Here is a 26,903-nt window from a genome sequence, read left to right on the forward strand (position 1 = left end):
ATCGTTTGCTGAAATCATCGCCAACTTGACCATTTATCATTCAAATCATCGTGTTAGAGCAATATCAAATGTGATTTAACTCTCATAAATATTCAATCAATACTTTGAAAAAGAGCGACCTTACGTTTATATCAAAGTTAGACAACCATAATGACACACTCACAAACAATGAAGTGCCTGTTACTAATGTGTGGTTGGTATCATCCATCGACCCAATGGATTTTCGACGCTAATTCCGGCACGCCCCCAACGATCAACAGTATCAATCTGCAAAATACGGTTATCTGGCACCAACTTCCGCAGTTTTTTTGATGGTTTGGAAGAGGTTAATATCCATAAGTTCGGATCCTCTTTGATGCTGCGCTCTATTATTTGCTCCTCAGCTTTGGTCCATTCCAACTCGGCTTTCGTTAAACGATCGACGACAAACAGTTGATTACCTGAAGCAAAATCTTCGAGTGACGATGAAAGTAAAAGAACTGAATCAATCTCCGAATCAATTAATGTCTTTTGTTGGGCATTAATAAGGTGCCTCACCGATAACATAAATTGTTGATGATTCTTCTCTATTTGGTTCGCTTTTTCTGGCCATAATCGTTTGAGGTCATCACTTACGATTGCGGACATTCGATTCAAGTTAGTTGGGTTTAACCACGAATATTTAGATACCTCTCCATCGGGCAAGGTTAACGTGGCTACGCCTTGAGACCTTGGTGAGATGGCTTGCGATGCATCGATTTCAACGAGACGGATGTTCCCTTGACGAGCCAATTTAAACAATGGTTCTTGTCGCCAAATAGCACTAAGAGTGATGGCGACACTGGCGGGTTTCGCCTGCTGTAGTACTTGATCTTGCCCTTTCCCAGCGAACCAATTGGGTAGCCTCTCTATCCCATAACGCTTAGGTGGCAAGTATGTGGTGGTTATGCTGGTATATTTAGTTAACTCTGTTGCAAGCACATAAGTAACTGGAGTTGCTGTGAGAATATCGGCAGCAAGAAGGTTTGGGCTTAGTAAAGCACTCATCAGAGCCAAACTCGTGGTGAGTGCCCCAATCATTTTACGTTTCATCATTACGCCTTTTTCGCTATTCGGTAGACAGTTGCACTTAAAAAGAAGCTTGCCGAGACGATAATAATCGATGCTCCAGAAGGGACAGGCAATTCAAGTTCCATTGGTAATACAGTACCGACAACGCAAGCGATTGTTGCTAAACCTCCGGACAATAGAACAAAGCTCCCCATTCTTTTTGTAAGTAAACGAGCCGTTGCGCCTGGAATAAGCAGCAGAGCGCCAACTAATACCGCTCCAACAATTTTTACTGATGCGATCGTCACTAGCGTAATCATTATCACGAACAAGTAGTCATAAAAATTCGTGTTATAACCACGCACTCTTGCAATATCTGGGCTAATACAGGTCAGCAAGATACGGTTAAAGGTTGGGATGAGCAGTAGAGTGATAACCAAGCAGCAAATCGCAAGGACAATAATGTCTTGATCCGTCACGGTTAGAATCGAGCCAAACAGCACGTTCTCTAACATATGTATATTAATCTTCCTTGCGACATACATTAATAAAGCGGCACCCACAGCCAGAGCTAAGGCAAGAAAGACGCCGACTAATGTGTCATATGGCACGTTGGTACGATTACGGACAAAGTGAAGTAACAAGGCAAAAATCATACAAAAACTAAACAGACCTATAATGGGATTTTCTGCGGGTTCTCCAAGCAATACTCCAAGCGCAATTCCTGTTAAAGCCGCATGGCCCACTGCTTCAGAGAAAAATGCTAAGCGCTTTGCAATTACCAGCGTGCCCAAACCACCTAATAATGGCCCTAACAAGAATGCGGCAACCACTGCATTAACCATGAATGCATACGAAAAACTGTTACTGAGCCAACCATTTTCAACGGCCATTTGTGCAAGTTGTCGTAACCACTCCATTACGCCACCTCTTTTTGGTTTGTCGTTTTTGAATTATCTGAAGGTATTGCTACTTCAGGGGCGCTGTAATGATTAAACAATCGCTCAATCTTTTCAGGTTGCAGTACCTCTTGATAACTTCCACTATCAACCAAGTATCGGTTAACGACATGAACTTGCGCTTCTAAACGTCTTACTGCTGAGACATCATGGTGTACAGCAAGCACGGTTTTCCCATCCGCCACGTATTCATGAATCAGAGACTCTAGGTAGCGAACCCCCTGCTCGTCCATTCCTGTGGTTGGTTCATCTAAAACTAATAATTGCGGATCATCGAGCAACGCTTGGGCGAACAAAACGCGCTGCTGTTCTCCACCAGAAAGCTGCCCCATTCGGCGATCTGCTCGACCCGCCATTCCAACGCGATCTAACTGTTCTAGTGCATGTTCGGTATGCTTTCGGTTACGCTTCCAAAACAGTGGCGAACGAGTTTGATTAAGCAGAATGAAATCCATCACCGTTAATGGCAGACTTGATTCAAATATCGCTTTTTGAGGTACGTAACCTATCTTGCCAATTTGCTCTGGCCACTGGATATCAATGTGTCCTTTAAAAGGCGTAAAACCCAAAATCGAACGTAATAGAGATGTCTTACCTCCGCCATTCGGGCCCATGATTACATGACTCTTTCCGGCATCAAGTGACAAATTAATCTGCTCTAAGATCACATTATCGTCATAACTCAATCCAACCTGTTTGAGTTCAATCTTTGGCCCTTGAGATGAGTATTTTTTAGCATTGAGATCCTGCATCATGATTTATCTCTCGCAGCCGCAAACTTCATCGCTTCAATTAATGTTTGTAAGTTCTTTTTCATTTCGACTTCGACTTTGTCGTCTTCATACGGCCCATGGGTCATATGGGAAAAACGATAGAGTTGAACCCCAGTCGCCTGCTCAATAGTATCGACAAAACGATTTGGCATATTCAATTCATAGAAAAGCACATCAATATCGGATGCTTTTATCTTTTCAATTGTATCTTGTAGCTGGCTAGCACTCGGTTCTACGCCGTGAGCAGGCTCAATCACTGCTTCAACATCCACACCAAATTCCTGCAAGATATAGCCGTATGCATTGTGTGTTGTGGCCACTTTCATTCCAGCCGTATCAAGCTCTCCAAGTGATAACATTGCTTCGCGCTTCATCAAACGGAACATTTTTGCGTATTTACGTGCATTTTTACGATAGAAGCTTGCGTTCTCAGGATCGATTTTTGATAGCTCACTGGCGATGGTGTACACCTTCTGAATGGTGGTCGACAGGCCTACAAAAGTATGTGGGTTTACCGCACCTTTACCGACAGATTGTCCCATCGCAGGCAGTAACGGCACGTCTTGGTTTGCTTTCAACACCACAAGATCGGTTCGATTGGCAGCATCGATAACTTTAAGAGCAAAATCATCATGTCCGATACCATTAATAACAATGACATCCATCTGCGCGAGTCGGCGCAAGTCATTAGGTTGTGGCAAGTAATTATGTGGATTGAACCCTGCATCAACCAAAGGAAGAATCGTTGCTCTGTCACCAACAACGGCTTTTACATAGCTGTAATAAGGCTGAAGTGTGATACCGATGGTTAGTTTTTGAGATATAGCTTGTTTTTCAGATATAGACAAATTTTGTGTATCAGTTTCAGTGGCAGCATTTGCATTAATGACTGAACACAGCCCTGCTATCAATATCAGGACGAGACGGTAAAGTGATTGGTTCATCATTAGCACTCTTAATGTGTTTCTGTGGATACGATAAACGCAACTTGTTTCCAGCGTTTATCACGTAAAATTTGTAAGCTGATCGAGCCATCAACATCAAGTAAAGATGTTTCATTGGCTAGCCATATATCAGGGCTTGAAAGTTGAGTATTGAGAACAACATTGGCAGCGCCATCACTTGCTACTCTTCGCCCGAAATAGAATCCATTGCCTAGATTCGACCAATGGTGTTCACCTTTCCTTACCCAGCTTTTATCGTGCACAAATGGCGCAATCCAATTTTCTTCTAATTCTCTGACCGATGGAGAAAATGCGAGCACTTTGCTGCTAGAGGCGTTTGATAGATCACGATTACCTTGATGTTGTTCACTACTATTTAGCGGCTGTTCGCGATTACTTAGCTGCTCGTTGTTAATCGATACAGCATCAAGCCGTAAATCTTTGATCTCTTCAAACGCAAGGCGTAATTCAGCAATCATCGCAAGATCATCTTGATGTAAGTCCTTCACCGAGATTTGATGTGACTCTAAGCCATGCTGTTTACTGGATTGTTGATGAAATGGAATTGCGATCGTTGCAACAAGCAAAATGACTGCAATGATGCCTCCAACCCAACGACCTTCACTGCTGCCAGTATTCGATTTAACGGTTTGCACTATCATTTTTGTGAAATCTCAACGACATCAACCTCTACTGGGTTTTCATGGCCCGAATCAAACACTAAGTAGAAATCGGTTTGTGGGTGACTAAATTGTGCAATTGAGCGTTTATCGGTGGTCGCTTTAGCAATTAAATTATCGTCGTAGTCGAACATATCAACGTTATAATCTACAGCCTTGCTTCCATCGCTATAGCCCGCTTCACAAAGCACGTAATCTGCTTCTAACCAGCAACTCATTAACGGAAAGTGCGCAAAAGCAGAAGATGAGAAACATAACGCAATGAACGCGCCAATCAGAGAGCAATTTTTTTTCATAAAGATCTTTTCGGTGATGAGAACTAAACAAGGATTAATGCATGACCACTAATCCTTTATTTGTAAATAGAGAGGGTTAGACTTACGGCAATAGTGCTTCAAAGGTTAAATGGACATTGGTACTCGCTTTTTCAGCCATCACATTATCGATCAACTCGCCTTTGTAATTCGCTTTCATTACGTATCGACCTGCAACATGAGGGTTAAACGTAATGCGCCCTTGTTCATCACTAGTCACGTCAATCTGTTCTTGATGATTGCGGTAAAGCGTTCCTTCGCGAGTGATCTCAGCGACGACGCCAGCTTGAGGTTGACCGTTATAGAAAAATTGAAATTCAACGTCTTCACCAGCCACGATGTCAGCGGGATGAGTAATGGGTTTCATCTCAAGTAGCTTGCCTTCAATTTCAAATACAGAAGAACTTGGCTTTCCTACGGTGATGTAACTTTCTGCACGAGTAAAGCTAAGCTGCGTACTCACATCACGGGCTTTTTCTGGCAGCAATTGATCACGTTCTGCTTTGCTTGCTTTAAGCCACTTAACCGTGTCTCGACGGCCAGCTTTGTATTGAGTGTAATAAGTCGGGGTATTATTGATCTGAACTTTATGCGTGCCTTGCTCTTCAAAATAGAAATCGAAAATTGAACGGCGTTTTCCTCTAATGACAAAGTCAGGGCGCTCTTTTCTACCATCTGGCATAATGACTTGTGCCGACTCGCTGCCCGCAGGTTTATCAAACACAAAAGTACCATGAGACGCGGTCACGTCAAACGTTAGCCAGTCGCCTCCCTCTTTTGACACGGTAAAGTGTGACGGTAAAACCCAACGTGGGTGCGCGTTAGCTGTCGTTGCGGCGGCCATACCAACCGCCATCACACTGGCAAGTAGGGCAACTTTCAGTTTCGTATTTTTCATTCTGATTAAATCCATAAATTGAGGTTTATTTAAATTAATGACTGTTGGTTTTTGTTTTTATTTCCAGGCTTCTTATTTATAGGTTTCTTAGTTATAGGTTCCTACTGAGGCCGATAATGAATGTCGATTAACCCAGTCTCTTCTGTTGGCTGGATTTGGTATGAATTCGCGCTATTCCCCAGTTCTAATTTCTGACGTAGATAGTTCCGCCCACCATGCTCGCGCACGACTTCAATGTGGAAGGTGTAATTACCTTGCGCGACCTTCTGTCCTGCGTCGTTAGTACCGTCCCATACAAATCGATAGTCACCAGCAGGACGAGTGGCCGATGTCACTGCATCAACAAGCGCTTTATCGTAACGCCCTACCTTTCTCCACCAACTGCGTAAGTCTTTCAGCCATTCGTCTTTACCGACCCAAAGTTGAACCGTTTTTACTGATTTTCTTTGATCATTTTCAATCCAAACTGCAACGTATGGTCGAGCATATGTCGTGGTCTTAATGGTCGGAATTTGTAAACGGATATCCACTTTTGCGCTTTCATGAAGCAGTTGTTCTGTCACTCCATCGCCTGATGCTGCATGAGTGAATATGGGTAAAATTAATGCCGCAATAACAAGTACTGGTTTTGCCCATGCGAGTGTTCGCCTGTTATGTTTCATGAGTTTCTCAATCGTTGGATTAATGGTTTTTACTACATTGCCTGCGACGCTAAACATCAATGAATAGCGAGAACAGCAATCAGATTAAGGGACGGCAAGATAGAAGATGCTTAACGTGATAATCGATCCAAATGCAGTCCATTTAAGTGAGGTGTTCAATGTCTTCTTCTTTGGCAGCAGCAGACAAACCCCAGTTAATACAAAGAAGATCATCAGCAGTGCAGTAATGTCGATAAACCACTTCCAAACTTCTCCGCTATTACGGCCTTTATGTAGGTCATTGAGCAGGGCGACAACGCCATAATTTGTTGACTCTATTTCCGCCTCACCCGTCAACAGATCAATGTAAACGCTAGCGTTGTACCCAGGTCCTTTAAAATCGAGAGACGCTTCTCCTTCGATTAGCTCCCCTGCTTCAACACTCGTAAACACATCTAAGTTTGATGGCGAACCATGTAACCCCAAATTTGATGTTAAAAAGTCGATTAACTCATCTTCATTTGGCTCATAACCATCATGTGAGGCTTTCAGTATTTTATTGGGGATGATCGCCGTCTGCTGCTTGATATTTGGCTGACTACTTTCAAACCATTCTGGTCGATTCAGCGTGATTCCTGTTACTGAAAAAAACAGCACAATCAACAATAAGGCCATTGAAATATAGATATGTAATCGACGAGCCCAGATTTGAACGCCTTTTCTTTTTAACAACATGAATGGTTAACTGATATAAATACGATAGGATGCAATGTAATTGATAATGGTTTTCATTGACATTCAATTTACATTATTTACGTTCACCTACTCTAGTGAGTAGTGAGGTAGTCTCTAATGATATTGCCCCTAGTAAGACAAAATAAAAAATCCCCATAATCAGTGACGATGGGGATTTTTATAGGGTCTATGCGGATTTTTATTGGATCTATGGGATTATTCGATGGTGCTCAAGATCCTTTAAATCTGGATGTCAAAAAGAGCGACGTGAGACAGAGCTAAGTTTGATAGAGCTAAGTTTAATAGAACTAGGCTAGACAGAAATAAGCTAAATAGAACTTAGTAGGTCGAAACAAATTAAGAGGATTTTGAATCCGATACCACTCTCAACTGAGTCAGATATTTCATCCAATTTTTTGCTTCACTGGAAGGTTCAATATTGTCCGCTCTCTTTGCATTGGCTAACGCTTTGTCGAGCTTATTCAATTTGTAATAGACACGCACTTTCGCCAACGCTACATCGGCTTTCCGTTCCTTTTCGGTGACTCTATCTAACTCCGTTAATGCTCGCTGATAGTATCCCTCTTGCACTAGTAATTGTGCAACTTGCCAGTGATATTTAGGCTCAAGCTTAGCCGCAAGTGACCACGTAGAAATCGCATGTTGCCACTCTTTTGCCTGTTGCCAATAAGCGGCCTGTTGACTCAGTAATGTAACATCTGATTCTGCATCAACCAGTTCACTCAAGATTTGAGCAGCGCGCTCCGGTACGCCTCTTTTCGAATAGAGCTGAGACAATAAAATCAGATCCTGTTGTGACAACGCAACGCCTTGCAATTTAGCTAACGCCAGCGAATCTAACGCTGAGTCCGTTTTGTTCAATTTAAGTTGAAGCCCGACAAGCTGTCTCCACCAGTTCACTTTATTAGGCTGTAAATGGATGAGTTGCTCTAAGGTTGGAATCGCATCCTTCCAACGCTTAAGTTGCATCTGCGCTCCGAGTTTTAACGATAGAGATGAAAACTTATCCGTCAGTTCAGTAGCGTCTGAATTCGCATCTTTGTTGTCTGAAAGAGCTCCTGTATGGGCGTTAACTCGATTGCTGCGATCAAACTTACTAATCGAAACCAACACCCTTTCCCATTGAGATAACTGGTAATGACTCTGTGCAACACGCAGCCACAGCTCCGCTCCTTTTTTGTCATCTGGTCGTGTTTTCAATAATTCATAATAATGAGGAATTGCTTTCTCAAAGTGCTGTTGACTCAATAAAATATCGGCAAGCATACGCCTAGTGACCCACGCTTGAGCGTCTTCAAGTAACTGGCTGTTTACCGCGAACGTGAGCTGTTCAATCGCCAGTTCCGCTTGCTCATTTTGCCAATAGAACACTCCCAGCATCCGCGCTACAAACGCTTTATCGTAATCTCGATTGATCTCTAAATCATTTAGAGTACCAATAGCTTCCGATAGTTTTTCATCTTGCTGGAGTTGATGCGCTCGCTGTACGCGATTTGCAGTGTACTGACTGAGTTCCGCAGAAATCCCCATCGGTACAACCAAAAACTGAACCCAAAATGCAGTAACAAAAAGCTTAAATACTCGTTTCATTATTTATCCATTTTAAATTCTATTCTAACGGTCTGACCTAACTGCTCAACAGACTGACCATCAACAATTTTAGGTTGATACTTCCACTTCTTAAGCGCTCTCCTTGCCGAACGATCAAACATTCGTGCAGGTTTAGCACTAGTGATTTTTATGTCCGTAGGTCGGCCTGTTTTGTCGATAGTAAATTCCATCTCAACAAAACCTTCCACCTTACGTTTTTTTGCTTTTGCTGGATAACGTGGCTCCACTCGGTACAGTGGCATCGCTTTTTGATTGGATCCAAAATCACCAAATGTCGGCATATTGATCGCTAATCCATTAGCGACGGTATTAAGTCCTAAATCTGGCAGTGACAACTTTGGATTACTAACTGTGGCCTCTGTTTTAGCCTGATTCATTGCTGATTTAGGCGGCATCTCTGGCGCTTTAGGCTGCTCTGGCACACTTCGCTTTCTACGCTGTAGCGCTTCTTCTTGTTCGAACATCAACATATTAAAACTGAGCGTTTCAGCTTGTTCCGGTGTCCGTTGGTGACCGCTGTCTACCATCCAAGCCATAAAGGTGAATAGCCCAATCGAAATCGCTACCGCAAACGGCAACGCCATGAGTAAACGTAGCATTAGAGCTTCTCCGCCGCCAACGCGATACTCTTCACGCCAGCACCTTTTGCAGCATCCATCACTTTGACTACCGTGCCGTTATACGCATGCTCATCCGCTTGGATCACCAACGACGCTTCAGGTTGTTCCAATAATAAGTGTTCCAGTGTTGCTTCTACTCGTTCAGCGTCCACCAGTCGTTTATCAATATAAATATCGTTCGCAGAGGTGATGGCGACAAAGATTCCGGCCTCTTTCTGACTGGTTACGTTTGAAGCTTGCGGGCGATTAACGTCAACCCCCGACTCTCTAACAAATGAGCTTGTCACAATAAAAAAGATCAGCATGATAAAGACGATATCCAACATAGAAGTCAGATCGATTTGTGCTTCTTCATTTTTTACGTGACGTCTACCGAGCCTCATTTCTGACTCCTTAAAGATTTTTCTAATTTCAATTCAGACAAGTTGCAGACCTTTGCCAAACGCGCATGTACAAACATTCCCGCTAATGCAGCGACCATTCCAGCCATTGTCGGCAATGTCGCGAGTGAGATACCTGACGCCATCAATTTTGGGTTACTACTGCCTTGACTCGCCATTACATCAAATACTGAAATCATACCCGTCACAGTTCCAAGCAAACCAAGCATGGGGCAGATCGCCACCAAGAGTTTGATCATATTAAGATTCTGATTCAGTGCGATATGCGCTTGAGACACCCAGCCACCTCGTATTGCATGAGCATGCCACGAGTGATGATCGTCCCTTTGCGACCATTGTTGTTGAAGTGCTTTTCGCTGCTTCGGGAAATAGAACGCAAGGTAAATCACTCTCTCAATCACTAGTAACCAACAAATTCCAACGACTGCCGCTAACCACCATAGGATCTGCCCGCCCTGTTCCATAAAATGAGACAGAGCAAGTACCCAATCGAGATTCTGGATAAACTCAGGAATTACAAAGCCATTCATTACGCTGCATTTCCAACAGAGTGGGCAATCGGAGCTTGAGAATTTGTTTTTTCAGCTTGTTCAGCCACTAAGCCAATTCCTTGCTTCTCTAAAATAGTGCGTATGTTCTCTGCCTGAGAGCTCAATACGTTATGTGCAAGCAACAGTGGCATTGCAGCAACCAGACCAAGTACGGTCGTGATCAGTGCCATTGAAATGCCACCTGCCATCACCTTTGGATCGCCGTTACCAAACTGAGTAATCACTTGGAACGTCTCAATCATGCCTGTTACTGTACCTAGCAGACCAAGCATTGGTGCTAAAGCCGCCAATAGTTTCAGCATTGATAAACCCTTCTCTAACCCTTGCTGCTCATCAACAACGGCTTCTAGCAATCTAAGTTCTAGCGCTTCAACACTACGATTTTGCTCACCATCGTATACGGCTAGAATTCGACCTAGTGGGTTATCTCCAGCTTGTGTTGGGTTCTTCAGTTGTCGCTTAATTTTTTGTTGTGCGATGAGTAATGCGACACCACGATACAGAGCGATAATCAAACCGACTCCAAGTAGACCTAAAATGATTTTGCCAACCACACCACCCGCTTGAATGCGGTCTTTAAAGCTTGGAGTATTCGCCAATTGTTCGAGCATTACGCCACGTGATGGATCAACAACGATATATTGAATACCACCATCTCGAAGAGTTGAAACAGTCGAAAGTGTCGGTCCATTGTCTGGCTGTTTTAAGTAGTGAGTGGCGGTTTGACGCTTGCCATTCCAATTCATGTAACCTTGTTCGCCTATCAGACCAAATACACCTAATCGTGCTGCCGCGACTTCTGAACGTTCGCCGTCACCATTAATATAGGTAATGCTTGTTTGTCCAAGTTCGCCACTGGCACGGATCTGTTCGACCATGCTTAACCACAGCCCAGTCAATTGAGTCATTGATGGTAGTGATTGAGCATCCACAATATCGGTAACGGTTTGCGAATATCTCGCTGCGTCCGCTTGAGTGATAGACGAATCAAGTTCTCGTTTTAAATCCTTTGCCGATTGCCTGACAACACCAAATAACTCACCTAGGCTACCTGCATCCAGACGTAATGTTTCTTCCAATTTTGCCAATCGGTTTTCATTCGCACTAAACTGGGTTGATAATTTATCCGTTTCAGCTTGGAGTTGCTTACGTTTAGCCAACAACTCATTTTTCTGTTGTTGGAATGTTTGTTCAGTCTGCTTGAAACCTTTTTCACGTTGAACGTTATGTGATTTTTGCTGGGTATTTTCGATTTTAGCTTGGTGAACGAGATCATCCGTAGCCATAGCGTTGTGACAGAAAAGAGCCAGTGATAGCCCTAGCACTCGAAGGCTAGAAAATGTTGACGTTAGAGATACATTGATCATCTTAATTTATCTCCGAATTACTTGCTGTCACATTGGTTTTTATCATGTTGGCTTGGTTTTTTATCATATTAGCTTGCGAACGAGAGGAGGTATTCAAATTTAGCTGTTGAGCATTCGATACAGACACTGGCAGCGTAATCAGACTTGGAGCCGCCTGTTTTGAAGCGATATCATACGCTTTGTCTAAATCGCTATTAACCAATGTGTCGAGAAGTTGCCACTGCTTTTCTGTTTGATCCCAAGCCCAAAACTGATCGCCTTTAAGGTTGCGGGCTACCAGCGAAATACGACCTAAATAGAGAATGTCGGCATCAATCACTTGCTTAGACGCGAGCATAACCTGCCCTTGGTAGCTGCCTAATTTGGTGCCGTAGTCCATTTCAATTTGGTAGGCTTCTAAGATTCGACGATATTTTTCAGCATCACTCACATTCGCTCGACTCATCATGGTTTTGAGCTTAGTGAGCCGCTCTATGCGTAACTCCGGCTTAATCGGCCTATCGTTTGTAATGATCTGTTCTAGACCATCAATCATTTTATACATCAATGGCACCACGCCCTGACGTGTATGCTTAATCTCTTCAATTTGAACATTCAAACTGTCCGCTTCTTGGTTCTGGTTATCGACCAAGGCTGATAGATGATTTCGGTACACCTCAAGGTTATCAACCTCTTCTTGAAGTTGTTCTATTTCCGCTTTTAAACTCAGTGTCATTTGAGCACTTTGATCGATCTTTTTCTGGCTGATGGCAGAAGCGGCATTTGTTTTACTTTCAATAGAACGCGCCGTATCCAAACTGTTCGCTTTTACGGGGGTAACACTCGCGGCGATGATAAGCATTAAACTGGTTTTAAAATGATTCATAGTTGTAGTCAATTGTGTGAAAAGAGAACCAAACAGACGTTAATCTATAACGATGTTCATTGGTTAATGAGTACTGCTCAAACCTACTGATAACAATACCCATTATCAATACCATCCATTTTGCATGATGATGTAAACTCTTGCAAAATTTATAACCTAAGAAAGGGAAAGTATGACCTTTCCCTTCAATTAGTATTTTACTGTACTAAATGGCTAAACCCCATTATCAGTATTTAACTTGTAACGTTGCCATGTAGTTGCGACCTTCACCGACAACGACACCACTTGTGCTACCGCCTTCTAGGTAGTCGGTATCAAATAGGTTTTCAACGTTAAATCGAGCAACGAAATCAAGATTTTCATCGTACTTAACGGTATGTGAAACACCCATGTCGACACGAGTATACGCATCTTTCTTAAAGGTGTTAGCGCTTTCCGTGTAGCGCTCACCTACGTGGTAAACACCTAAGTTCACGTCTGTGCCATTATTGAACGCGTAAGTTGACCAAATACTTGCTGTAAATTCAGGAACATCAGCAGGCGTCTTACCATTCAAATCAGGATCATTTTTGTATTCAGCATCTAAGAACATCGTTGATGCGCTTACCGACAAAGAATCCATAACGAAACCTGTTGCCGATAGTTCAACACCAGTATGCACTTGTTCACCAACTTGCGTCGTGATCTGGTCTTTTCCATTGACAGGGGTATCAAAATCTTCCGTCACTTGCATGTTCGATTGCGTGATTTGGAACAGCGCACCAGAAACAAACAGGCGTTCATCAAACAGATCCCATTTTGAACCTACCTCGTAAAGCGTGCCTTTTTTTGCATCTTGGCTATCACCAAAATTTACATCATCTTGGTTAGTGATTTCACCAACAGGCTGAAAACTTTCTGAGTAAACCGCGTAGATAGACCCATTTTCAGCTGGAGAGTATATTAATCCAAGCTTTGGAAGAACATTGTTGTAACTCTCTTTTTTGCCGCTGCTGCTTTCTGTTTTGTCATGCGCAAAACGAACACCCGCTAGAACTTGCCATTGATCATTAAAGCTGACTAGATCCTGAACGTAAACACCATAATGTTTGCTTTGAGAGTGCGATTCTGTTGTATCGTTGCGGTAGCTGATGTCTGATGGTTTATCGAAACCATTGCCACACTCGTTGATCGCTTCCGCTTCTGTTCCGTTAACACAGGTATACCCGGCTTCGTACAAACGCTTGTAATCGTAGTGAAGACCGTTCGCACCCACAAGTAATCGGTGATTCACACCTAGTGCATCAAAATCTCCGGTGAAATCAACATAAGCGGTATCAAATGTCCATTCATCGTGTCTATCTGATACTTTGTAACCGAATTGATTATTGCCAGCACCGCGAACGGAGTTGTTCGATTCTGTTCGTTGACGCTCATAAAACTGACGGCTGATTCCGCTCTTAACTGACCATTGATCATTCAAGTTTGCTGTAATGGCGGCACCATAGTTGGCAACATCATTATCAGTACGAGCAAAACGTTGATCATTTACGATTGAAGGGTCAATCACCTTACCTGTTGTGGTATCAATTTTTGAGCCATTATCTAAGTCGCCTAGCTCTTGAGTACGATCGTAATGAACAGATAGCATCGTATCTTCATTAATATCGTAATCAACAAATAGACCACCGACGAAACGCTCAGTTTCAACATCAGTTCCGTCAAAACGTGTACGCCATGAGTCCTGGTTTTCTTGAGATACAATCACACGAGCACGCAATGTCTGATCTTCATTAAGTGAACCACTTACATCTGCAACCGTTCGTGTGTAATTGTCTGAACCGATGTCTTGGCTCACATTCACTTGAGTTTCATACGTTGGTTTCTTAGCAATCATATTGACTAAGCCACCCGGAGTCGATTCACCATACAGTAGACCTGCAGGGCCTTTTAATACTTCTACACGTTCAAGCAATTCAACTGGCTGGCGGTAGTGAGACCAGTGTTGTACACCGTCACGCAAGTAGCTTGCGCCACTGTCTAATGAGAAACCACGTAAGTTAAAACGCTCGCGGTTGGTTGATTTTGAACCCGCTGAAATTGAAGCATCATTTTTAAGGACTTCACCTAACGTACTCGCGCGTTGTTCATCAATAACTTGTTCGTCAATGACACTAACTTGTCCTGGCGTTTCTAACTGAGTCATCTCCATGCGCATTGCAGTAGAGTTCGTATCAGCTTTGTAGCCGTAATCGTGTCCTGTAACCACTAGCTTTTCATCAACGTCTGTCTTTGTTACTTCTGTACTTGCTACACCACTTGGTGCTGCGAGAACCGCGCCGATTATTAATGCCAAATGGCTCTTTGAAAATGTCATCCTACACTCCGAATATTTTAGGTGAGCCTCTATTTGAGCTCTGTTTCAACCGTTGCCGGTGTCCTTGTTTGATTTCGGAGGTGAATATAAGTGATAATTATTATTATTTGCATTAAATTTACATTCTTTGCGTTTGTAAATTTATGTAAAGGATTGCTGAGGCAGCAAAAACAGATATTAATGAGAATACTTAAAATAGAGACTGATTTTTAAACCACCTGTGATTTCACTATTTTCTGCCACGATCTTACCGTCCATTAAGTTCATTGCCTCTTTCACAATCGCTAAGCCTAAACCATAACCTCCTGACTGCTTATCTCTCGCAGATTCAAGACGAGTGAAAGGATCAAAAATAGACTTTAATTGATGCTTAGGAATGCCAGGACCGTCATCCTCAACCGTCACAACCACAAAATTTTGTATGCCATTTTGAAGCTTACTTTTGTCAGCAGTAAAACCATTACTCACCGACACTTGAATCACCGCATCTTGCCCCGCGTATTTAATCGCATTTCCAATCAAGTTTTTTAATACTCGCAGCAACAGACGGGCATCGGCGTTGATCATTGGTGTTTGGTTATTCAAGTGAGTCTGGATCTGTTGATTCCCAATTAACTCCATTTTGCTTTGACTGGCTTGAATTTCACAATAGCTTTCAAGTTGTAACGGTAGGCATTCCGCATCGTATTGCGAATTCTCCAAGCGGCTGAACTGTAAGATCTCCCCTATCAGATCATCCATCTCGTTAATTTCAGTCTCTAACCGAGTGATTAAATGCTGCTCGCTGTCTTGTGATTTCTTACGTAGCAAGTGTAACGCTAAATTTTGCCTAGCCAACGGTGTGCGAAGTTCATGGGACACATCTCTAATGAGCCTGCGCTGCTTTTCAGCTAAAGAGTGTATCTTCTGCGTCATGTGATCAAAATCAGTGGCAAGCTCGTGGAATTCTGTGGTTTTCGAGTTCAGCTCATTAACCACACTAACGGAAAAGTCACCTTGGGATAACCGACGGCTCGCCTCTCTTAACCTATCGAGCGGTTGCTGAAGAAAGCGCAGCATGATACCGGTAAACAGAGTCAGAATCACAAAAGCGATCACCACTTTGATTAAGGTAAAATAGTAGACAAAATTTTTGGCCGGATGAACTTGATGAGGCAACTGGATAACCAGCATATTTCCATTTTCGAGTGGCAGGCCAATCAATGGACGGTTGACTCTATCGTCCAACTGAACATCGATCGTACGCAAATAACGAAGCTTGAATTCAAAGTGTGGGTGCATACTTCGATGAGTAATCGGACGTTTATTGTCATCAATAATGAACAGATAATAGGGCTGTGCATTCGCCCAATCCGCTAACTCATCCATATCGCCTTCATTGATAAGTATGTTCGCTTGATAGGCCAAATCCTGCATATCGCGTTTTACTTCTGCGGGAATTTTTAGCAATGCTTTCACTAGAGCTTTCTCTGCAAGCGTTTGAACCACTAAGATCGATATCAGTATTGCCGCTAAGTAACCAAATAATTTAAACGCTAAACCTGAACGATGCTGCTTAAGTGTTAATGCCATACCACTTAATGTCATGAGCCAGCCACCTCTAAGTAGCTATAACCCCTTCCTCTGATGGTTTTAATGTGCTGCTTAGATAAACCCGCTTGAACTATCTTGCGTCGAATATTGCTGATATGCATATCTAAATTTCGATCGAACGGGCTTAACTCTTTCTTTAATACATTTTTTTGTAGATCCGCTTTTGAAACAATGACGCCACTGTTATTGATGAGATAATCCAATAATTCTGATTCAGTGCCCGTTAATGGAATACGAGCGAGTTGATCCGCAATTTTCGACGGTACTGAACTTAGGCACTGTCTCTGGCGCTCCAAACCGACCCGTCGCAAAATCACCTTGATTCGAGTGAGCAGCTCAGGCACTTTGAATGGTTTTGCAATGTATTGATCAGCTCCGGCTTGGTAACCATCAAGCATTGACGCTTCATCATTTAGAGCGGTTAACATTAAAATCGGGGTGGCGAAACGTTGACAAATTCTTCGTGCCACTTGCAAGCCGTTCAAATTTGGTAGCATGACATCGAGTAGAACCAGATCAACGGGATGAGATTGAATGAACTCTAATGCGCTCTCACCACAATGAACAGAGCTGACGTCATAACCTTCTTCGATTAAGACTTCGGTGAGTAATTCACACAGTTGTACATCGTCATCGACAACCAAGATAGAAGACATAATTAAACCACATCGTAATAAAAATGGTTCGCATTCTAATCTTGAGATTTACAGATAGCAATATGATCTCAATAAATCGATCAATTATTCGCGTTACTGACTCGATTATTGACGGCTGACTGGGCTATCAGATGAAAGTGGGATGATACGACGAGAATCTAGATTGAGGGCATCGAAGTCATCGCTCCAATGTTTTTCTATCAAAGCATTCATCAAACCTGTTTCTTTAGCTCGCACTAAGGCTTTTTCAATAAGCTCTCTATGCACTGAGGCCCCTTCACTCAGATAGAATTGAAAATCTCGGTGATACTCAAGTAACAAATATTGTTCGATATCGAGTGCGGGATTAAATTTGGCTTCTCCTACTACTTCATTTACGCCTCTTGGGAAATAGTTCACTTCTCCGTCAACAGATAGAGAACCATATAGGTTTCGCCACTCTCCATCTTGCAAGAAAACATTGAGTTGATTTTGATGCCACACTTCAACATCAAACCAATTAATACCTAGACCTGCAATTAAACCAGAACGCTGTAAATCTTTAAGGTCATAAATATGTTCGTAGGCCTCTTGTGCCCCTTTAGGAATGAGTAATACGCGCTTACCGATAAGACCTGACGTCAGTGGGACTCTTACAGGGGTCAGTTGAGCATCTCGTCTATCTGTTTGAATCAACCACATTAATGAGAGCTGATTTTTCCTAACCATTTTTACCGCACGTTTTTGGGGGATATGTTTATCAGGAGTGATGATATTTAATTGGACGTCAACATCATTCAGAGCTTGAGTGAGAAGATCATGAAAGTAAGCATGACCACCATCTTTTTGTGACGGTAACGCTAACGTGAGTGATGACTGATCTGCGAACACAGAACAACTAAACAATAAAGCAGCACTCCCAATCCATCGCATAGCCTCTCCTTTACTGTTATCGGAAAATGTCACAACTAAAGTAGTTTCACTTTATAACCTCAACGCTCTTGCCTCTAATCTCCGACCTCAGACTTTGTTTGAGCCAACCATTGATCGTAGTAGTACGAAGCGGAAGCCATAAACTTTAGGATGACCATTAAACTATAGATGCAAAAAGAGAAAGTTACTCAGGTTTCTTAGTTACGAAGATGAATGAATATTACGAGGATTAATGAATATACTGCGCCACATAGATGATGGCGCAATGGTCGGTAGCTTTTGAATAGTCGGTTTTGGTAGTAGTTATTCGTATCGTATCTGTTCGAGTCTAGCTGTTCGTGTCTAGCGGTTTGGATTGTAGCGTTTTAAGCAGTAAATAAAGAAATGAGAGGCTTATTCTTCACTATCCATTTCAAAAACAACATTGTAGTTTTCAGTATAGGTACAATTTGGCTGACGACTACAGGTGAAGAAGCGACGTCCTTTAAATTCGCCTTGGCTTGCCACTTTGATGATCATTGGGCTACCACATTTTCGACAGAAACGAACTTCTTTTTCGGGTTCTATTAGATCAATATGCGCGGCCAGCAATCTCTTCAACCGACTCACTTGATAGCTATGGCGAACAGATGCCCCAATCAAAGGAATGTTTGCTGTTTTACAGACATGCATCAACAACTTTTCGCGTTCGGCTTTGCCTTTATTAAGCTCTTTGCCATTATCTAACGCGATGACGACTCGAATTTCCATTGAGCGAGGATCACACACAACAAAGTCAAAGTAACTACGTGAAATTTTGTTGTTTGCGATAAACCAATCTTTCTTATTTCGGGCTTTTGCTGGCGTCACAACACTAGACATATTGACCTTAGCAAACACGGCACCATGCTCACCAACGGCTGATTTTAAGGCGTTATAAAAGGCCCCTTCCTGCATATTAAGAAGGTTACTTTTCTTTTGATAATTATGATCTTTTGTATCATCCGACTTCACGACATATTTCTGAATGATGATAAAAAACAAAACAAGTACAGCAACAATTATAAATATATTAGTCATGATCCAACACTGCTTGTAAAACAAAAGCTTAATCGAGGTTTTATGTTATCTAAGCGTATGTTTAAACGTACGTATTGGCAAGAAGAAACTCTTGAGAGCCTATAATACTTGGGTTTGAGATGATCCAAACATAGCTCAGAAACCACCTCCTAGAGTTTGCTAACGTGAGATAAAAATGAATATCGGCTTCTCATCAAAAATGGCTTCAATGCTATAACATCAACTTCATTTAAAATTATCCTTAAATAACAAACAATTATATCTCATCAATTAGCCAAACTCTTTATTGTTGATCTAGATCATTTTTGATGTTTTGCAGATGCATTATGGTTAAAAGTGTTAAGCAAATGTAATTAATAGGTGGCAATATGAAACTAAAACAAGACCCGAGATGCTATACGGATGTCTGCGTAAATGGTAAGTGGTTTCATTATGATCACTGTGGAACCAGAGCTTACATGCTTAAAGGTGGTGCTTCAGCAACCGTCGAGCTAACAAAAGAGCCATCAACAGAAACTGAGCTAATTGATATGCTCGAAAGTATGTCTCAAATGATCTAATTTTTTCAGAGAGTCTGAGCCAAAATTACTGAGGGGCTTCTGCTCCTTTTTATTTGCAATAAAGCGGCTCGATCTTCCCCTAACCTTTCTCCTTATTTTTAAAAACCTTTTTATTGATTGTCTTCTCAATTGAGATAAAATCGCGCTCCCATTCGTTTACGCAAGCTTACATGACTCAGAAAACAGCACTTACTCAGAACACCGCACTTACCCAGAAACCCGATCGCAAAACAGCAATGCTTAACATTATTACTGCGGTTAGAGCTGATTTTCCATTTGATGCACCTGAAGCTCAGATCTGTGGGGATACGTGTGTCGGTTGCCCACGCAAGTTAATTGAGCTAGTGGAAAGTGATGTATTATACTGGGAGGCTCAACTTCAACGTGAAGAACTGCCCAATATGACGGAAATTAGACAGTTCGGTAAGTTATGCAAAAATGTACGTCGTAGTTTAGTGAGAAACGGATTGATTACGTAGTTATTGATAGCGGTTCAAAATGGTTTGATAGTGGCTGACATCATCTTCATTATGTACTGACTTTAAAGCGTCTAAACCCGCTTGCAATGAATCGATAGTGTCATCATCAATATGTGTATTGAAGGCATAAAATAACTCACCTTCTTGTAAAATATAGACGGGTTCAAAATCACTCGCTTTGTAGCCACTCACTTGAATCCACCATTTTGCTACATTCTCTTCATATGCCCATAAATCAATCCGCCCTTTATGTAACTGTTCTGCCAACGTCACAGCATAAGAGCTCTCTTGCATCGAATCTCTTGGGATCCCATGACTGATCAGCAATTGTTCTCCTACGTCATCTCGTATCACGCCTATTTTAAACTGTGCTAAATCCAAGCTTTCATTAATTACAATTTCATTCGACTTTTTAGCCAATACCACAACTCTCGTTTTACTTATTGGGCCAACCCACTTAAACAATGTTTCCCTACTGGGCGTTCTTGTCATCGAAAACAGTGCCACATTCGGCTTCACAAGTGCATCACGATACGCTCTCGCCCAAGGTTGAATCGTAATGTCCTTATTGTTTAACACGACCCCAGAGTGATGCGCCGCTTCAATTAACAGGTCGACTGATATTCCTTTTACCACGCCATCTTCACTAAAGTTGTAAGGGGGATACTCTTCAGTTAGATAGTTTAAAGAAGATAATGAAGCCGCATTGGCAAACGTAACACTGAAAAGTAGCGTACTAAAAAGCCATTTTTTTACGCTCAACACCCTTAAAATCAGGGCATTTAATACGCCAATAATCAGCGTTAATCTTGATGTGAGTAACATAATCACTCCAAATATATTTATATTATTATCATTAATAATGTAGGAGTGATTATAAAATTCGTCTAGCGGGGTCAGTACGATATCTTTAAGCTTTACCGCGATTCGCTTTACTCAGCAACTCGCTTTGCCGTAATCGTTATTTCTACCTCTTACTTATTCAGCATCAATTTGATTTTCAGGCATGGCATCAATGAATGCCGCTTGCTGATTACATCGTTCATAGATGCTTTCAATGGTAGGAAATGGCGTCATATCAACCCCAAAACGTATTGCGTTATACACTTGAGGTACAAGACAAATATCAGCGAGCGTGATCTCGTCACCAACACAATACAAACCAGAGGAGTGTTTAAGTTTGGTTTCGAACGCTTCAAACCCAATGCCAATCCAATGTTTGTACCAGCTCTGCTTGTGCTCTGCTGTCATTTCGCACTCTTGCTCAAGATATTGAAGTACTCGTAGATTGTTGATGGGGTGAATATCAATGGCGACATCTTGTGCCATCGCTTTAACGGTATAACGTTGTTCACCATTTGAAGGAATTAATGGATGACCACTATAGGTTTCATCTAAATAATCCATGATTGTCATTGATTGGTTCAGAACGAGATCGCCATCTTTTAATACCGGAACAAGCTCGCTAGGATTCATTTCATGAAATACCTCAGAATGCTGCTCTCCCCCATTCTTAACCAGATGAACAGGGGTAGTTTGATAGTCTAATTGTTTCAAATTCAGCGCGATTCTGACTCGGTACGCCGCCGATGATCGCCAATAGCTATAAAGCATTATCGTCGTATTTTCTTTATTGTTCATATCGGCGGTATTCCCTAGCTTAAGTTTATATAAAGTAAGTTCACATTAAGACGGTTTATCATGACGAACGATGGTCTGCTCGATCGTACCAAACAAGTTATTCCCTTCAGAGTCATGCATCTCCATCTTTATACTGTCTCCAAACTTCATGAATTCAGTACTCGCTTGCCCATCACGAATAGTCTCTATCATCCTCACTTCAGCGATACATGAATATCCAACACCACCTTCAGAAATGGATGTTCCATACTGAGTCCCCTGCTTATTTGAAACCGTACCAGAACCAATAATCGCACCACTCGCTAATGGGCGAGAGTGTGCGGCATGAGCGATCAAGTCAGGAAATTCAAACGTCATATCGGTGCCCGCATTAGGGCATCCAAATAAATCACCATTGAATGTGGACTCCAATGGTAACGATAATTTCCCACCATCCCATGCCTGCCCTAATTCATCGGGAGTCAGAGCTACGGGTGAAAATGCCGATGATGGTTTTGATTGGAAGAAGCCAAAACCTTTGCCTAATTCAGCAGGAATTAATCCACGCAGCGATACATCATTCACCAACATCACTAAACGAATACTATCCTTTGCTTGTTCGATTGAAGCACCCATTGGTACGTCACTAGTAATCACAGCGACTTCCGCTTCAAAATCTATTCCCCACTGTTCGCTTTCCACTGGAATATCATCTTGAGGACCAATAAAGGAGTCCGATCCACCTTGGTACATTAGTGGGTCCGTCCAAAAACTTGGTGGCATTTCCGCTCCGCGAGCCTTTCGTACTAACTCGACGTGATTGACGTATGCTGAGCCATCGGCCCATTGGTAAGCTCTTGGCAGCGGTGACTCGCACTGTGACTGAATAAACGACACAGAATCAGACAACTCTCCCTTATTCAGAGCTTGATAGTACTCATTCAATTGTGAGTAAACCTTGTCCCAGTTATCCAGTGCATATTGTAAGGTTTGAGCAATATGAGTGGGCGCAATGCATTGGGTTAAATCTTTACTCACAATGACTAGTACACCGTCTCTTGTTCCATCTTTGAGTGTGGCTAATTTCATTTTCTTTCTCCATTAACGCCAGCTATAAACATACTGCTTGTTCTCTGCTTTTTTTGCTGCATCGCCAAATTCTAATGCTTGTCGGGTATCGATCATCACCGCGACTTCATCGGTAAACTTTTTCTTATGTTCTAATCCGGCTTTAAATGCTTTGGGGTGAGGCCCGTGGGTAAATCCTGCCGGGTGAAAGGTCACCATCCCCGCTTCGATGTTGTCTCGGCTAAAGAAATCACCCGCGTGATAAAACAGCACCTCATCATAATCGTCATTGTTGTGATAGAACGGAACTTTCAATGCACCGGGATCGCTCTCAATGGGACGAGGCACAAAAGTGCAAACCACAAAATCTTTCCCGACAAAAGTGGTATGAGCGGAAGGTGGCAAATGATACCTGTGGGACATTAAAGGACGAATATCACGCCAATTCAGTTTGACTACCGCCAAATCACCGTGCCAACCCACAGCATCAAGTGGGTTAAACGGATAGGTAATCACACTCTTTTTTTCATGGCGTTTTATTTGAACTTTGGTCGTGTTCTCTGAGTACTGAGCTTTGAATTGATCATTAATGGATGGCACTTCGAGAATAGCAGGGTCAAATACAGCATGATGACCAACCATCCCTTTTTCAGGTAACGAATAGGAACCATCCGTGCTTTCAATCATCAAGATGAATAGAGGCTCCTTCACTTCCAAGCGCCAAGAGGTCGAGCGAGGGATCAAAACATAATCCCCTTCAGAAATCTGAATATGTCCATAATCACAGAACATATCAGCCTTACCCGCATGAATAAACAGTAAGTCATCACCATCAGCATTTCGTACTAGGAAATCCATCGTGTTACTGATTTTCCAAGTTCGAATTTTACAGCTGCTATTATGCAGAATATGAGGAGCAGACCACGGACTAGCTTGTTCTGACTCGTCAATAAGGTTGCAGTCAAATGCACGTGGCCTTAACTCACCTTCCCATTCACTCCATCCCGTAGGAGCATGTTGATGATGGAAGTGTGCCGCAGGACCGAAGAAACCTCCGCGCCCCGCTTCCCTTTCGTAGATAGCCTCGCTTGGGAAGTCGGCATGTGCTTGCTTAGAGCACACTCCCTCCCGATGAGGAAATGTGATCCATTTATGCATTATCTAGTACTCCTCGACGAATTTGATCTTCTTCGATTGATTCAAACAGCGCCTTGAAGTTACCTTCACCAAACCCTTCATTGCCCTTGCGCTGAATGATCTCAAAAAATACAGGCCCAATGACGGTCTGAGTAAATATCTGCAATAAGATGCCATCTTTCATCGGAGCACCATCAATCAGCACCCGCAAATCTTTAAGATCTTGAAGATTTTCATTATGGCCCTCGACCCGTTCATTCACTTTGGCATAGTAAGTGTCTGGCGTCGGCATGAAATCCATCCCACGCTCACGTAACGTTCTGACGGTCTGGTAAATATCATCCGTTGACAATGCGATGTGCTGAATGCCTTCACCTTTATATTCACGTATAAACTCTTCGATTTGTGATTTATCATCTGAAGATTCATTAATTGGAATTCGAATTTTTCCACACGGAGCGGTCATCGCTCGGCTTACTAGCCCAGTGAGCTTGCCTTCAATATCGAAATAACGGATCTCTCTGAAATTACCAATACGCTCATAAAATCCAGACCACACGTCCATATGCCCTTGCTTAACATTATGAGTTAAGTGATCGATATCAAGTAAACCGACCCCTTGAGTCTGTAAACGCAGTTCAGCATCGTCATAGAATTTGAAATCAACGTCATAAATGTTTTGGCTTCCGTAGCGATCAACAAAGTAGATCAAACTATCGCCAATACCATAAATAGCAGGGATGCTTAGCTCCATTGGGCCAATTTCAGTTTTGTAAGGCCTGCCTCCATTTCCGACAGCATGCTGATACGCAGCGCCAGCATCAGAAACTCGAAAAGCCATGCCACAAACAGATGGCCCATGAATGGTAGAAAATGCTTCAGCTTGGCTGTGCGGTTGAGCATTGACGATAAAGCTAATGTCACCCTGACGATATAACCACGCCTCTTTAGAACGATGCTTGGCTATTTCAGCAAAACCAAGAGATAAAAACAGTGCTTTAAGCTTGGCAATCCCTTCAGGATCCGCTGCAGTATATTCTACAAATTCAAAACCATCGGTACCTAGTGGGTTAAATGAAGTGGTCATGCTCTACTCCTTTAGAGAACTACGATTTCACTTAGGCGAACAAGTGCCTAAGAGAATGTTTAATTAACATATTATTAACCTTGAGGGAGTTTTAGCCATTTGAGAAGTCATTTGATTTAAATCAATGTTTGGTAATAGACGGGCGACAATGTAAATTTAATGTTACACACAGACCAGTAATAGGATGAATCGTTTTAAACCGTCTATTTTCAGCCTGCTACCCCATATTTATCTGTCCATAGATGGCTACAATAGCGCTTCAACATGTAAATTAGATTCGCCATTTACGCCTCTTTTATTTCTAATCATTACTCAGTTGTTCCGGCTTTTGCTCATGGTTGTCGCAAGTGAGTAAATGAATACGCTTATTTTTCACAGTGCTGACTTTGTTTATCAAATTTGTTGCTCAGATCGCCGTTAACAGCTCCATTCTTTGATTTAAAACAGGCATAGGTAACAGAAATTAGAGCTATATTCGTTGCCTGTTCCCTATTCCCAACTTGCTTCATTCATGGTTTTCACGCTGGCATCGTCGCTCTTTCAGCACTCTATGAATAAGTAAGTTATTAATAATGAGAGTTAACCAATGACTGATATCAATCAACAACGTCTAGTTGAGCACTTTTGCCAACTTGTAAAAATCGACAGTGAATCACGCAATGAAAAACAGATCGCTGAAACGTTAGCCGAGCAATTAAGCGCACTTGGGTTTGAAGTACATAAACTTGCAGTGCCAGAGGAAGTGTCTAATGGCTTTAATGTTTACGCTCGCCTTGAAGGTAAAATTGATGACAGCATCGTACTAAGCTGCCACATGGATACGGTAACTCCTGGTATTGGCATCGAACCTATTATTGAAGATGGCATTATTCGTTCTAAAGGCAACACTATTTTAGGTGGCGACGATAAATCTGGCATTGCGGCGATCATAGAAGCCGTTCGTTGTATTCAAGCCGATAACCTTGAGCACAAGACCATTGAAATTGCTTTCACTGTGTTTGAAGAAGGTGGATTATTTGGCTCTAAAAACTTCGACATGTCTTACATTAAATCAACCAATGCGATCGTTCTAGATACAGGCGGTCCAGTTGGTACTATCGTTAACTCTGCGCCAGGCCAACAAAAAATCGTCGCGAAAATCACAGGTCGCCCTGCGCATGCGGGTCTTGCTCCAGAAGAAGGTATCAGTGCGATTGCAGTTGCTGCTGATGCGATTACTCAAATGAAGCTTTTACGTGTCGACGAAGAGACTACAGCTAACATCGGTATCGTGGAAGGTGGACAAGCGACTAACATCGTGATGCCTGAATTACGTATTGTTGCGGAAGCACGTTCATTGAACGACGACAAACTAACAGCTCAAGTGGATCACATGATCAACACTTTCAAAGCCGCGGCCGAAAAACATGGTGCTGAAGTAGAAATTGAATCAACACGTGCTTACAACGCATTTGTTATTGCCGATGACCACCCGCATATCCAAAACGTTAAAGCAGCGTTTGAGAAAAATGGATTAACGCCGATCACTAAAGGTACAGGTGGCGGAAGCGATGCAAATAACTTCAACGAGAAAGGTTTAACCACAGTCAATATTTCTACTGGTATGGCTAAAGTTCATACTACTGAAGAGCATATTGCCATCGATGACATGGTAAAAGCAGCAGAGTTTGTTAAAACATACCTAACAACTGCATAAAACTTTTAGTAAAATCAAAACAATATACAGCACATCTTTACAACCTAAGGTGTGCTGCCATTTAAATGTACATCGTTCTCTATAACCGTGTTAAACTGTCTTCGTAACGGTTAAGTGAGACAATTGATGACACAAGTATTTTTTCCACGACTAAGAGAAAATCAGAGCACAATAATACCTGAAGTGCTTTTGCAGATGACGGTATTTATAGTTTTAATTGCAAGTTTCTACATTTCTATTTTCTTCACACTGATTGAAGAAAAAAGTCAGG

The 26,903-nt window shown here is 42.2% G+C and carries 28 protein-coding genes; 3 read left to right on the plus strand and 25 right to left on the minus strand.

Features of this window, described 5'->3' with window-relative positions; genetic code table 11:
• Nucleotides 1-183: 183 nt before the first annotated feature.
• From L4C39_RS14000 to L4C39_RS14095, 20 genes are all read right to left on the minus strand, one after another.
• The gene (locus L4C39_RS14000; RefSeq protein WP_429746569.1) at nucleotides 184-1,071 is read right to left on the minus strand and encodes a metal ABC transporter substrate-binding protein; all 888 of its coding nucleotides are present in this window, start codon (nucleotides 1,069-1,071) and stop codon (nucleotides 184-186) included.
• A 2-nt stretch (nucleotides 1,072-1,073) separates the two neighbouring features.
• Nucleotides 1,074-1,949 (minus strand): metal ABC transporter permease, encoded by an 876-nt coding sequence (locus tag L4C39_RS14005; RefSeq protein WP_113795655.1) that lies wholly within the window; start codon nucleotides 1,947-1,949, stop codon nucleotides 1,074-1,076.
• A complete protein-coding gene (locus L4C39_RS14010) occupies nucleotides 1,949-2,743 on the minus strand; it encodes a metal ABC transporter ATP-binding protein (RefSeq protein WP_371711291.1) in 795 nt (264 codons plus the stop codon). Before L4C39_RS14010 ends, L4C39_RS14005 begins: the two co-directional genes overlap by 1 nt.
• On the minus strand, nucleotides 2,740-3,708 hold the full coding sequence (locus L4C39_RS14015) for a metal ABC transporter solute-binding protein, Zn/Mn family (RefSeq protein ID WP_113795658.1): 969 nt from the start codon (nucleotides 3,706-3,708) through the stop codon (nucleotides 2,740-2,742). The genes L4C39_RS14010 and L4C39_RS14015 overlap by 4 nt, the downstream gene beginning before the upstream one ends.
• A gap of 8 nt (nucleotides 3,709-3,716) precedes the next feature.
• Nucleotides 3,717-4,367, minus strand: a complete 651-nt coding sequence (locus tag L4C39_RS14020; protein WP_429746481.1) for a DUF6162 family protein — start codon at nucleotides 4,365-4,367, stop codon at nucleotides 3,717-3,719.
• A complete protein-coding gene (locus L4C39_RS14025; protein WP_136994578.1) occupies nucleotides 4,364-4,681 on the minus strand; it encodes a hypothetical protein in 318 nt (105 codons plus the stop codon). Before L4C39_RS14025 ends, L4C39_RS14020 begins: the two co-directional genes overlap by 4 nt.
• A gap of 82 nt (nucleotides 4,682-4,763) precedes the next feature.
• Nucleotides 4,764-5,597 (minus strand): DUF4198 domain-containing protein, encoded by an 834-nt coding sequence (locus tag L4C39_RS14030; protein ID WP_429746483.1) that lies wholly within the window; start codon nucleotides 5,595-5,597, stop codon nucleotides 4,764-4,766.
• Between the two features lie 101 nt (nucleotides 5,598-5,698).
• Nucleotides 5,699-6,259, minus strand: a complete 561-nt coding sequence (locus tag L4C39_RS14035) for a DUF2271 domain-containing protein (protein WP_171756690.1) — start codon at nucleotides 6,257-6,259, stop codon at nucleotides 5,699-5,701.
• An 84-nt stretch (nucleotides 6,260-6,343) separates the two neighbouring features.
• Complete coding sequence (locus L4C39_RS14040) at nucleotides 6,344-6,973, minus strand: PepSY-associated TM helix domain-containing protein (RefSeq protein WP_429746485.1); 630 nt, start codon at nucleotides 6,971-6,973, stop codon at nucleotides 6,344-6,346.
• A gap of 357 nt (nucleotides 6,974-7,330) precedes the next feature.
• The gene (locus tag L4C39_RS14045) at nucleotides 7,331-8,584 is read right to left on the minus strand and encodes a tetratricopeptide repeat protein (protein WP_429746487.1); all 1,254 of its coding nucleotides are present in this window, start codon (nucleotides 8,582-8,584) and stop codon (nucleotides 7,331-7,333) included.
• Nucleotides 8,584-9,204, minus strand: a complete 621-nt coding sequence (locus tag L4C39_RS14050; protein WP_429746489.1) for an energy transducer TonB — start codon at nucleotides 9,202-9,204, stop codon at nucleotides 8,584-8,586. The genes L4C39_RS14045 and L4C39_RS14050 overlap by 1 nt, the downstream gene beginning before the upstream one ends.
• The gene (locus L4C39_RS14055) at nucleotides 9,204-9,608 is read right to left on the minus strand and encodes an ExbD/TolR family protein (RefSeq protein ID WP_017052261.1); all 405 of its coding nucleotides are present in this window, start codon (nucleotides 9,606-9,608) and stop codon (nucleotides 9,204-9,206) included. The genes L4C39_RS14050 and L4C39_RS14055 overlap by 1 nt, the downstream gene beginning before the upstream one ends.
• On the minus strand, nucleotides 9,605-10,156 hold the full coding sequence (locus L4C39_RS14060) for a MotA/TolQ/ExbB proton channel family protein (protein ID WP_429746491.1): 552 nt from the start codon (nucleotides 10,154-10,156) through the stop codon (nucleotides 9,605-9,607). The genes L4C39_RS14055 and L4C39_RS14060 overlap by 4 nt, the downstream gene beginning before the upstream one ends.
• Nucleotides 10,156-11,544, minus strand: a complete 1,389-nt coding sequence (locus L4C39_RS14065; protein WP_429746493.1) for a MotA/TolQ/ExbB proton channel family protein — start codon at nucleotides 11,542-11,544, stop codon at nucleotides 10,156-10,158. The genes L4C39_RS14060 and L4C39_RS14065 overlap by 1 nt, the downstream gene beginning before the upstream one ends.
• A gap of 1 nt (nucleotide 11,545) precedes the next feature.
• Nucleotides 11,546-12,409, minus strand: coding sequence for a DUF3450 domain-containing protein (locus tag L4C39_RS14070; RefSeq protein WP_429746495.1), 864 nt, complete (start codon nucleotides 12,407-12,409; stop codon nucleotides 11,546-11,548).
• 226 nt (nucleotides 12,410-12,635) lie between these two features.
• Entirely contained in the window at nucleotides 12,636-14,765 is a 2,130-nt protein-coding gene (locus L4C39_RS14075; protein ID WP_136994562.1) for a TonB-dependent siderophore receptor, read from the minus strand.
• Nucleotides 14,766-14,942: 177 nt separating this feature from the next.
• Nucleotides 14,943-16,352, minus strand: coding sequence for a histidine kinase sensor domain-containing protein (locus L4C39_RS14080; protein WP_429746497.1), 1,410 nt, complete (start codon nucleotides 16,350-16,352; stop codon nucleotides 14,943-14,945).
• Nucleotides 16,349-17,014, minus strand: coding sequence for a response regulator transcription factor (locus L4C39_RS14085; protein ID WP_113795671.1), 666 nt, complete (start codon nucleotides 17,012-17,014; stop codon nucleotides 16,349-16,351). Before L4C39_RS14085 ends, L4C39_RS14080 begins: the two co-directional genes overlap by 4 nt.
• 105 nt (nucleotides 17,015-17,119) lie before the next feature.
• Nucleotides 17,120-17,926 (minus strand): hypothetical protein, encoded by an 807-nt coding sequence (locus tag L4C39_RS14090; RefSeq protein WP_429746500.1) that lies wholly within the window; start codon nucleotides 17,924-17,926, stop codon nucleotides 17,120-17,122.
• A 393-nt stretch (nucleotides 17,927-18,319) separates the two neighbouring features.
• Nucleotides 18,320-18,985 (minus strand): DUF2726 domain-containing protein, encoded by a 666-nt coding sequence (locus L4C39_RS14095; RefSeq protein ID WP_017052269.1) that lies wholly within the window; start codon nucleotides 18,983-18,985, stop codon nucleotides 18,320-18,322.
• Between the two features lie 368 nt (nucleotides 18,986-19,353).
• Between L4C39_RS14095 and L4C39_RS14100 the strand changes: the two genes are divergently transcribed.
• Both L4C39_RS14100 and L4C39_RS14105 read left to right on the plus strand, forming a co-directional pair.
• A complete protein-coding gene (locus L4C39_RS14100) occupies nucleotides 19,354-19,545 on the plus strand; it encodes a hypothetical protein (RefSeq protein ID WP_429746502.1) in 192 nt (63 codons plus the stop codon).
• A 170-nt stretch (nucleotides 19,546-19,715) separates the two neighbouring features.
• A complete protein-coding gene (locus L4C39_RS14105; RefSeq protein ID WP_429746504.1) occupies nucleotides 19,716-20,024 on the plus strand; it encodes a hypothetical protein in 309 nt (102 codons plus the stop codon).
• Here the strand turns inward: L4C39_RS14105 and L4C39_RS14110 are convergent, their stop codons facing one another.
• The 5 genes from L4C39_RS14110 to hppD all read right to left on the minus strand — a co-directional run bounded on the left by L4C39_RS14110 (nucleotide 20,025) and on the right by hppD (nucleotide 24,936).
• On the minus strand, nucleotides 20,025-20,849 hold the full coding sequence (locus tag L4C39_RS14110; protein ID WP_429746505.1) for a substrate-binding periplasmic protein: 825 nt from the start codon (nucleotides 20,847-20,849) through the stop codon (nucleotides 20,025-20,027).
• 153 nt (nucleotides 20,850-21,002) lie between these two features.
• Entirely contained in the window at nucleotides 21,003-21,665 is a 663-nt protein-coding gene (gene maiA, locus L4C39_RS14115) for a maleylacetoacetate isomerase (protein WP_429746507.1), read from the minus strand.
• 45 nt (nucleotides 21,666-21,710) lie between these two features.
• A complete protein-coding gene (locus L4C39_RS14120) occupies nucleotides 21,711-22,733 on the minus strand; it encodes a fumarylacetoacetate hydrolase family protein (protein ID WP_371730611.1) in 1,023 nt (340 codons plus the stop codon).
• Between the two features lie 12 nt (nucleotides 22,734-22,745).
• Nucleotides 22,746-23,870, minus strand: coding sequence for a homogentisate 1,2-dioxygenase (locus L4C39_RS14125; protein ID WP_017052275.1), 1,125 nt, complete (start codon nucleotides 23,868-23,870; stop codon nucleotides 22,746-22,748).
• Entirely contained in the window at nucleotides 23,863-24,936 is a 1,074-nt protein-coding gene (hppD, locus tag L4C39_RS14130) for a 4-hydroxyphenylpyruvate dioxygenase (protein WP_017052276.1), read from the minus strand. Before hppD ends, L4C39_RS14125 begins: the two co-directional genes overlap by 8 nt.
• A 586-nt stretch (nucleotides 24,937-25,522) precedes the next feature.
• Here hppD and L4C39_RS14135 point away from each other — a divergent pair.
• Nucleotides 25,523-26,632: a M20/M25/M40 family metallo-hydrolase gene (locus tag L4C39_RS14135; protein WP_429746510.1), complete on the plus strand. Its 1,110-nt coding sequence runs from the start codon at nucleotides 25,523-25,525 to the stop codon at nucleotides 26,630-26,632.
• Nucleotides 26,633-26,903: the final 271 nt, after the last annotated feature.

The sequence above is a fragment of the Vibrio clamense genome, from assembly GCF_050337905.1.
GTDB classification, from domain to species: domain Bacteria; phylum Pseudomonadota; class Gammaproteobacteria; order Enterobacterales; family Vibrionaceae; genus Vibrio; species Vibrio cortegadensis.